This window comes from Bacillus sp. C30 (genome assembly GCF_040838255.1).
GTDB lineage: Bacteria > Bacillota > Bacilli > Bacillales > Bacillaceae_G > Bacillus_A > Bacillus_A mycoides.
Genome location: NZ_JBFPJH010000118.1, coordinates 1 through 9,437, shown reverse-complemented (window position 1 = coordinate 9,437; position 9,437 = coordinate 1). Strand labels below are relative to the sequence as shown.

Below are 9,437 nucleotides of genomic sequence, written 5' to 3'. Positions count from 1 at the left end.
GTTTATATCTATACTAGAATAAGTGATTTTTATAGGATTGGAGAATAGAATAGATATTTTATTAAGTTAAGTATAATATGAGTCTTTTAATACGGTCCCCACTCAATATTCACGCCAACAATAAGAAAAATAAGTCCAATGATAAACCAAATGAATGCAAGTGGAGCCATGAAGCGAATCCATTTTCCATAAGAAATGCCGCTCGCTGCGAGAACGCCCATTAAAACACCGGAAGTTGGATTGAGGCAGTTCACTACACCTTCTCCAAGCATAACAGCCTGTACTGTAACTTGGCGTGTAATATGCATGAAATCGGCTAATGGAGCTAATATCGGAATGAAAATAACAGATTCTCCTGTCCCGGATGAAATGAGGAAATGTAATGCGGCACTACTTACATACATGCCGAGAACGCCAAATACAGGGCTATGTCCTTCGTGAGACTGTGCGAGTTGATTAACGATTGTATCAAGTAATTTGCCTTGTTCTAAAATGACTGAAATACAACGAGCCATTCCGACGATCAAAGCACCGTATATGAGATTTTGGCAGCCTGCTAGAAAAGTAGAAGCGATATCGTTTGCTTTCATACCACCTATTATTCCCGCTGTAATTGCTATGAATATAAAAGTAGCGGTCATTTCTGCGTCCGTCCAATGTAGACGAAAAGCGCTTATTAAAAATGCAATTAATGATAAAGCTGAAACGAGTAAAATTAATTTATGACGTATTGTCCAAGGAACTTCTGTTTTCCCTGTTTCTTTCTCACTTGAAAGAGCATTACTTGGAAACCAGTTATCTCCGAGTATGCTTCCTTTATTCGGTTTTTTTAAGCGTTTTACATACCAATTAATATACAAAATGGTAGCAATTAAAAAAGAAATATAAATTGCCGTACGTAAACCAATTCCTGAAAACATCGGGAGTTCTGCGATTTTTTGTGAAATGCCTAAAGGTGAGGGAGATAAAATAGTAGCATTAAAACCAGCATAAGTGCCTAAATAAATAATTGCTACGCCGACGATAGCGTCCCATTTTAATGTGCGTGCAACGATGATGCCGATGGGGATAAAGCCGATAACTGAGTTCACGATAATACCAGTCGTTCCGAGAATAGAAAAGAGTGCGGCGACAATACAAATGAAAAGTAATTGCTGATTCCGAAATTTGTTAATTACATGATAGATTAAACCGTCAAGAGCACCTGTTTTTTCAAGAATTGCAATGGCTCCACCTGTAAATAAAATTAAGAAGATGATCGGAGCAGCAAGTGTCATTCCTTTTTCAATAGCGGTAAAAAAAGAAACAAACCCTACCGGCGATTGTGGAACAGAATGATAACTTCCTGGTATTGTCGTTGTAACAGTACCGTTTGTGACTCTTTTAAATTCTCCAGCAGGAACGAAATATGTAGCTATTGCACAAAGTAAAGCAATAAAAAATAGTAGTACGTACGCGTCAGGCATTTTAAACTTTCGTTTACTAGGCTGTTTTTTTGCCTCGGTCTGTAATTGCATAAAACCCCTTCTTTTTCACTTGGTTAATTTTTAATATTCTGAAATTTATCTGTGAAATAGATTATAATAAAGGTGGCTTCTTAAGGCAATAGTTTTTCTGTCCTTTTCTTACACATACAAATTGTTGCAACATTAGACAGGGAAACGAAAAAAATCCAAGAATATGTAATATAAAAGGAAAAGAAAAGAGGGAAAGGGATGTGGAAAACTACGGATCTATGTGATGAATTTGAAAAGGAATTACAAATATGTCGCCAGTCTTTTCGTTCTTTCGGGAAGAAAAAACAATTCTATGGGAAAATCGCAACGGTAAAAGTGAAGGATGATAATGTACTAGTAAAAGAGGGGTTACAAACACTGCCGGAAGGTACAGTATTAGTTGTTGATGGCGGAGCTTCTAAAAATTGTGCGTTACTCGGTGATAATTTGGCAGCTATTGCGGAAGAAAGAAACTTAGCAGGAATTATTGTAAATGGGTATGTTCGTGATTCTAGTGAATTAAAAAATATTAATATTGGTATTGTAGCGTTAGGGACAATGCCAAATAGAAGTATAAAAGAAGGAAAAGGAGAAAGAAATATTCCGGTGCAATTTGGTGAAGTTGAATGGAAACCGAATGAATATGTTTATGTAGATGAAGATGGAATTATTGTTAGTGATAAAAGCTTACATAGTGAGGGATGACTTCTATTAATGGAAGGCTATTAAGCTATTATTCTTAGAAAATAAATCCGATAAAGCATGGACAAAATTCTTTGTCAATAGTAAAATAATACAGAATTTAAAAATTACAGAATGTATAGGTTTATCGATTTACGATAAAGTGAAACTTTAATCAGTGGGGATTTTGTTCATCCCCACTGATTATTAGCCTTCACCAATCGGGCATTTACGGGCAGTTGATCCCCACCTAACTTCTTTGCTTTCGCTGAATTTGAGGTGGGGTCTTACTGCTCGGCGAATAGCGGGATAACTTGAAAAGGGAGTAAATTTTGCCTAGAAAAGTGAATGTTATCACAATGGTGCGTTCATAAACGAAATTATTTTTCCTATACAAATATAGCCGCGAATAATGCGGGTAGGAGGTGTTGTACATTTTTGTTCGACACTTACAAAAAGAGAGTGTCAACCGCATACCCTTAAAGGGTCTTTTTTTGTGTGAATGTTAGTAAAGGGAGGGAATTTTGGGATGGCAATGTTAAAGAAATGGCTGCTTACATCATTAATGGCAGTGGCACTTGTATTTGTTTCTTTTGCGAATACAGTACATATTACGTTTGCTGAAGGAAAGACAGCGAAACTTGCAATTATTGGTGAATCACAAAAAGGAATTATGTTATGTCCGAAAGAAGTTTCCATTGAAGATGGAGAAACCGCTTTTAGTTTGCTACAAAAAGTTATGGGTGACAAAGTAACATCTGAAAGTATGTCATTTGGAACGTATATAAAGGGCATCGATGGATTAATGGCTGGAGCAACGAGCGGTTGGTTGTATGATGTAAATGATAAATCTGCAGAAGTTGGGGCGGATAGTTATAAATTAGAGTCTGGGGATGTTGTTGCATTTCGTTACGTTGCAGACTGGAGCAATATGAGTCAACAAACGTTGCAACAAACGCTAGATAAATTTGGCACTTGTAAAACTGTAGAAGAGCCAAAACCAGAGGAACCGAAAACAGAAAAACCAGATGGTAAGCCAGAAGAACCAAAAACAGAAAAGCCAGATGGTAAACCAGAAGATAAAGTAACAGAACAACCAAAGCAAGAGAAAGTCGAAATTCCAGCAGCACAATTAAACGAAGCGATTTCTAAAACGTCAGAAAAGATGTTACAAGATGGAATTGGTAGTGATTGGGTTGCGATTGGACTTGCTCGTTCAGGTGTAAATGTTCCGCTTGAAACGAAAATAAACTATGTTAAGCCAGTAGCTGAAAAGGTTAAGAAGCGTTTAAATCGTTTTTCAGCAACAGATTTAGCTAGAACGATTATTATGATGAATGCAATGAATGTTGATCCTACAAAGGTAGAGGGACAAAATTTAGTACAAAATTTATTTGAATCCGATAAAGTGAATTCCGTTACAGGATACGCATTTACATTACTTGCATTAGATACAAAGAAATATGAGGTTCCGGCCGAAGCAAAATGGAATCGAGCTGCTTTAGTACAAGCACTTTTACAAGCGCAGCATACAGACGGTGGCTGGACATATGATAGTTCAAGTAGTAAAGAAAGTGCTAGTAACGTTGATGTAACAAGTATGGTATTAGCAGCATTAGCTCCTTATCAAGATCAAGCAGATGTAAAGCCAGCTATTCAAAAAGCTGTTGATTATTTATACAAGCAGCAGCTAGGTCATGGTGGTTTTGCCGCTGATGGACAAGAGAATTCTAATAGTACTGCACAAGCAATTATTGGACTATCGCTAGTTAAAGATGTAGATCACGATCGTCTTAATAAAGCAGTACAAAATTTAATGTCATACCAGCTTCCAAATGGTGAGTTCAAATGGTTACCAAGTGATCAAAAAGGTAGCGGAATGGCTACAGAGCAAGCATTTTTAGCGTTACTTCAGTTTAAAGATCTTGGGAAATCGATTTATGATTGGTCAAATGTAGTAGAGAATGAAATTGATACGAAACCAATTGTAGAGCCAGAGACAACTGTAGAAGAAAAAGAAGTTGTAGAACAGCCGAAACAACAAGAAGAGTTACAAAAACAACCAAAAGATGAAAATCTAAAAGTTGTTGTAGATAACGAACGAGTTAATAAAGAAACAAACAAGAATAAGAATCAATTACCACAAACAGGAGCATCTTCTCATAGTGCAGCAACACAAGTAGGTATGGGTGTATTATGTATCGCTTCTGCATATGTATTATGGAGACGTAAAGCAGCTTAACAAAAATTAGGAGCAATCATTTGCTCCTAATTTTATTATGAAGGGTGAGGGCTAATAATGAGTGGAGATGAACAAAATCTCCACTCATTAAAGTTTCACTTTATTATGAAAGGTGAGGGGCAGCATGAGCAAGATGAAATGGTTCATTTCTTTAGTTCTTTCATTAGGATTATTAGCCGGATGTGAAGAAACGGCTGTAAAGCCTGAGAAGAAGGTAGAACCGAAGCAAGAAGAGCAAAAAGAAGTAGCGAAACAGGAAGAACAAAAAGATGTACCGAAACCGGAAGAGCAACAAGCTGAACCGGAACAGAAACCACAAGAAGAGCAGAAAGATAAACAAGAACAAAAAGTAGAAGAGAAACCGAAAGAAGAAAAAGCGCAGGAACAACCTGAAGTAAAGAAAGAAGAGAAACCAAAGGAACAGCCTGCTGCAAATAAACAACCAGAGCAACAAAAAGTACAAGAAGAGAAACCTCAGCAGCAGAAAGCGCCAGAAGTAAAAGAAGAAGCAAAGGTTGTGAATCAGCCAAAAGAAACACCAAAGCAGGAGCAAAAGAAAAATCCAGAAGAGAACAATAATCTACCAGCTCCGCCAACACCGGTACCACCACCAAATCCAGTACCACCACCACCAGTACCTAAAGCAAAACAAGTCACTATCTCGGTAAAAGGACATGAAGGATACTTATTAGGTGCGAAAAAGGTTGATGTACAAGAAGGTGCTACTGTATATAGTGTACTAAATAGTACAGGATTAGATGTTGATGCAAGTGGATCTAAAGGTGATGTTTACGTAAAAGGGATTAATGATTTATACGAAAAAGATATAAGTGATACAAGTGGTTGGAAATACCGTGTGAACGGTGCATTTCCGAATCGTAGTGCTGGTGTAGTTACAGTAAAACCAGGAGATACAATTGAATGGGTGTATGTATTAAAATAAGAAAGGACCTTCGGTAAAGGACTATGAAAATAAGCTTTTCTTCTTTACATCCTTTTGTTAATTTTTTCTATTATATTGGGGTGATGATACTATGTATGATGTGTCTTCATCCTCTTTTTTTAATTGGAGCGATTATACTAATAGTAATCTTAAATATAGTACAAGGAAATGGCGAGAAAATAAGAAACATGCTGCCAAGTACTATCGTATTCTTTCTAATGGTAATTTTATTTAATTCTTTATTAACGCATAGAGGGGCGACTACGTTATTTTGGTTAGGAGATAGCCGGATTAAGCTTGAGGCCTGTATGTATGGACTTGTTATGGGTTTATTATTAGTTGCGATTATGTTTACGTTTGCTTCTTATAACGATATTATTTCGAGTCATAAATTTTTATATTTATTTTCAAGAATTTCACCGAAAGTAGCATTGTTAACGATGATTACAGTGAGGTTTGTTCCTTTGTTTATTAGGCGGTTAAAGAAAATTACACTCGTCCAAAAAACGAAAGGTGTGCAATTAGATTCAGGTTCACTCATTGAGCGTATAAAAAATGGGATGAAATTACTGCAAGTGTTATTAGTTTGTTCGTTAGAAGATGCACTACAAACAGCAGATTCTATGCAAGCTCGTGGGTTTGGTGTAACGAAGCGTACGACATATATTCGATATAGAATGGAAAGACGTGATTTGTATACGCTAAGTTATTTAGTTTTTCTATTAATAACTTCATTTATATTTAGTTATTATGGCGGAGGGAAATTGATTATTTATCCGAAAGTGGAATCAATACTATTCCAGCAATACGATGGAATTATGTTTATATTATTTATGATGTTTGTTAGTTTACCAATTATGATGGAAGGAAGGGAATGGATATGGTGGCGCATGCAGAAATGAAGAATTTATCATTTGTATATACTGATGAAAATGAAGAAGCGTTACAGCATATTTCTCTTTCTGTTCAAAAAGGAGAATTTATAGTACTTGCTGGCGGTTCAGGTTCTGGGAAGACAACTTTATTAAAACATTTTAAAAAGGAGTTACTTCCAATTGGCACGCGTTCTGGACATACATATTATGATGGTACTTTATTAGAAGAAGTACCAGAGTTATTATCTGCCCAAGAAATTGGTATGGTATTTCAAAATCCAGAAAATCAGCTCGTAATGGATACCGTTATTCAAGAACTAGCATTCTCTTTAGAAAATATTGGGTTACCATCACATATTATTCAAAAAAGAATAGCGGAACTCATTAGCTTTTTGGGATTTCAAGATTTATTACATCAATCTGTTCATACTTTATCTGGTGGTCAAAAACAACTTGTAAATTTAGCTGCGGTGTTAGTCATGCAGCCGAAACTATTATTACTGGATGAACCGACAGCACAACTAGATCCGATTGCTGCGAAAGAGTTTTTAGGATTATTAAAACGTATTAATGAAGAACTTGGAATTACGATTATTTTAAGTGAACATCGTTTAGATGAAGTTATACCGCTCGCAACACGCGTTGTTTGTATGGATAATGGCAGAATCATTTATGATGGTACTTCTAAAAGTGTGATAGCGAACATGTGGGAAGTAGAAAAGTTTCGTCCATTCATTCCGCAAATTCCAAGATTGTTTTTAGAGTGGAATGTGAAAGAGATTCCATTTACAGTGCGAGAAGCACAAATGAAAATGAATGATTTTTCAGCGATATCATATAGGAATGGGCAAGTAGAACAATGTGAAAAGCGAGATGTAATTTTAAGTGCAGAACATATATCTTTTCAATATGAAAAAAATAGTCCACTTATTTTACGAGATTTAACAGTGAACATCGAAAAGGGAAAATGGACAGCTCTAGTTGGGAAAAACGGAACCGGGAAGTCTACACTGTTAACGATTTTAGCAGGATTGCAAAAAGCTAGAAGAGGTAAGGTAAAGTGGAATGGGAAAGTGGTACATAAAATTGATTCGAAAGAACGATTTAAAAGTATAGGGTACGTATCGCAACATCCGTACTATCATTTTACTTTTGATACAGTATGGGAAGAGGTTTATGAGCGTGCGCGTGAATTATATGGTGAAGAGGGAAAAACAATAGCAGAAGAAATGTTGAAAAAGTTCTGGTTAGATTCACTTAAAGAGCGCCATCCACATGATTGTAGCGGCGGAGAGCAACAATTACTCGCATTATGTACAACGTTATTATCAAAGCCAACTTTATTATTACTCGATGAGCCGACAAAGGGACTAGATCCATGGAAAAAGGAAAGAGTAGGAGAGCTATTTAAACAGTTGCAAAAAGAAGGTACAACAATTGTAATGGCAACGCATGATATTGAGTTTGCAGCGAAATACGTTGATCAGTGCATGATGTTATTTGACGGGAAAGTCATTATGAATGATGCACCGAAAGAGTTCTTTAGTGGTAACTTCTTTTATACAACATCTATTAATCGATTCATCCGTAGAGAGTTGCCATTTGCATTAACGTGGGAGGATGTGTACAAAGCGTGTCCAAACGATATGTTGCATTCATAATATTTATTTTTGCTGTTGTAATATGTACACTACTCTTTACGACTTTTATTATGGACGGGTATTACATGGTAAGTAGTTTGTTTTTATTAGCTGTCATTATGTTACCTTTCTATGTTCGTTTTGAAAGGAAGGCGTTTGTTTCACGTGAAATTGTTATCGTTGCTGTGTTAGCGGCGATTGCAGCGGTTAGCCGGGTACCATTTTCTATTTTACCAAGTGTACAACCGACTTCTTTTGTCATTATCGTTTCTGCAATTGTTTTTGGAAGTGAAACTGGCTTTATGATTGGGGCAACGGCGGCCATTGTATCTAATATTTTTTTAGGACAAGGTCCGTGGACTCCGTGGCAAATGTTCTCTTGGGGCATGATTGGTTTTATAGCAGGATTACTCCGAAATACATTTTTGATGAAAAAACTATGGGGACGACTCATATATGGATTTGCCGTTGGATTTCTATTTGGCTGGATTATGAATTTCTGGGGTCTTCTTGGTTTTATACAAGAAGCAACGTGGGAAACAGTTATTGCTTACTATGTCGCAAGTTTTTACTTTGATCTGAGTCATGCGATATCGAATGTTATTTTCCTTCTGCTATTTAGTACGTCATGGATTACGATCCTCACAAGATTTAAAAAGAAATACGGTATATTAGATGAGCATAACGTGACATAGAAAAGCATACTCATATAAGGTAGGGTCGCGACTTACATATTCGTTTGCCTCTTTCATGCTTCTTACATATTGTAAGAAGCATTTTTTATTGTCAAAAAATAGATTCAATATATATCCGTTATTATATGAAATTATTTGTATAATAGTAGGTGAGAATTATTTTCAAGAGGGAGGTGTATAGTTAATGAAGTTAGTTATTCCGAAGCAACATGGAGCATGGGCGATGCTTGTCATACCATTTCTATTAAGTGTATTACTTGGTAAACCTACTTTTTATCATATCCCACTGTTTTTAGCCTGGTTCTTTATCTATCTAGCCACTTATCCATTTCTCATGTACATAAGGAAAAGACGAAAAAAAGAATTTCTACACGCTGCAATTGTTTATTTTATCATTGCATTTGTATTTGGGATGATTTCTTTATTATATGAATGGCGAATTCTTTTATTCGCAGTATTAATGATTCCATTGTTTATTGTAAATATGTATTACGCTCGTCAAAAAAATGAACGAGCATTACTAAATGATGTTTGTGCGATTATAGTGTTTTGTATAGGTGGTTTAATTAGTTATTATTTCTCCGTGAAATTCATAGATAAAACAGCATTATTCATTGCGCTTATTTCATTTCTATATTTTTTAGGAAGTACGTTTTATGTGAAAACGATGATTCGTGAAAAAAATAATCCGAAGTATCGTTTGATATCTTGGGGATATCATATTGTATTAACGGTAATTGTATTTGCTATAAATCCATGGTGTTCACTCATATTTGTACCAAGTGTAATTCGGGCCATTATGTTGTATGGCAAAAAGATTTCTATATTAAAAGTAGGGATTTTAGAAATTGTTAATTCTGTATAT

Annotated in this window: 8 protein-coding genes; 7 read left to right on the top strand and 1 reads right to left on the bottom strand. The window is 35.8% G+C overall.

All coding sequences use genetic code 11. The features are described 5' to 3' along the window. Positions 1-86: 86 nt before the first annotated feature. Positions 87-1,517 carry a YfcC family protein gene (locus AB3X49_RS12955; protein WP_367962515.1) on the bottom strand — a complete coding sequence of 477 codons (1,431 nt, stop codon included), beginning with the start codon at positions 1,515-1,517 and terminating at the stop codon, positions 87-89. Positions 1,518-1,715: 198 nt separating this feature from the next. Here AB3X49_RS12955 and rraA point away from each other — a divergent pair, with 198 nt between their 5' ends. The 7 genes from rraA to AB3X49_RS12920 all read left to right on the top strand — a co-directional run. Continuing rightward, positions 1,716-2,201, top strand: coding sequence for a ribonuclease E activity regulator RraA (gene rraA / locus AB3X49_RS12950; protein ID WP_016096641.1), 486 nt, complete (start codon positions 1,716-1,718; stop codon positions 2,199-2,201). Positions 2,202-2,706: 505 nt separating this feature from the next. Next, entirely contained in the window at positions 2,707-4,419 is a 1,713-nt protein-coding gene (locus tag AB3X49_RS12945; RefSeq protein ID WP_367962513.1) for a DUF4430 domain-containing protein, read from the top strand. A gap of 124 nt (positions 4,420-4,543) precedes the next feature. Continuing rightward, positions 4,544-5,362, top strand: a complete 819-nt coding sequence (locus AB3X49_RS12940; protein WP_367962511.1) for a DUF4430 domain-containing protein — start codon at positions 4,544-4,546, stop codon at positions 5,360-5,362. A gap of 23 nt (positions 5,363-5,385) precedes the next feature. Beyond that, on the top strand, positions 5,386-6,264 hold the full coding sequence (locus tag AB3X49_RS12935) for an energy-coupling factor transporter transmembrane component T (protein WP_215573572.1): 879 nt from the start codon (positions 5,386-5,388) through the stop codon (positions 6,262-6,264). Further along, entirely contained in the window at positions 6,237-7,898 is a 1,662-nt protein-coding gene (locus tag AB3X49_RS12930) for an ABC transporter ATP-binding protein (protein WP_367962508.1), read from the top strand. Before AB3X49_RS12935 ends, AB3X49_RS12930 begins: the two co-directional genes overlap by 28 nt. Beyond that, positions 7,871-8,572 (top strand): ECF transporter S component, encoded by a 702-nt coding sequence (locus AB3X49_RS12925; RefSeq protein ID WP_016127299.1) that lies wholly within the window; start codon positions 7,871-7,873, stop codon positions 8,570-8,572. Before AB3X49_RS12930 ends, AB3X49_RS12925 begins: the two co-directional genes overlap by 28 nt. Positions 8,573-8,756: 184 nt before the next feature. Then, on the top strand, positions 8,757-9,437 hold a 681-nt coding region (locus AB3X49_RS12920), incomplete at its 3' end, for a YwiC-like family protein (protein WP_367962506.1).

What these genes read in the sequence shown, in the direction of transcription:
- AB3X49_RS12935 (WP_215573572.1), top strand. Translation starts at nt 5,386, where the DNA reads ATGAAAATAAGCTTTTCTTCTTTACATCCTTTTGTTAATTTTTTCTAT.
- AB3X49_RS12930 (WP_367962508.1), top strand. Translation starts at nt 6,237, where the DNA reads ATGGATATGGTGGCGCATGCAGAAATGAAGAATTTATCATTTGTATAT.
- AB3X49_RS12955 (WP_367962515.1), bottom strand. Translation starts at nt 1,517, where the DNA reads ATGCAATTACAGACCGAGGCAAAAAAACAGCCTAGTAAACGAAAGTTT.
- AB3X49_RS12940 (WP_367962511.1), top strand. Translation starts at nt 4,544, where the DNA reads ATGAGCAAGATGAAATGGTTCATTTCTTTAGTTCTTTCATTAGGATTA.
- rraA (WP_016096641.1), top strand. Translation starts at nt 1,716, where the DNA reads ATGTGGAAAACTACGGATCTATGTGATGAATTTGAAAAGGAATTACAA.
- AB3X49_RS12945 (WP_367962513.1), top strand. Translation starts at nt 2,707, where the DNA reads ATGGCAATGTTAAAGAAATGGCTGCTTACATCATTAATGGCAGTGGCA.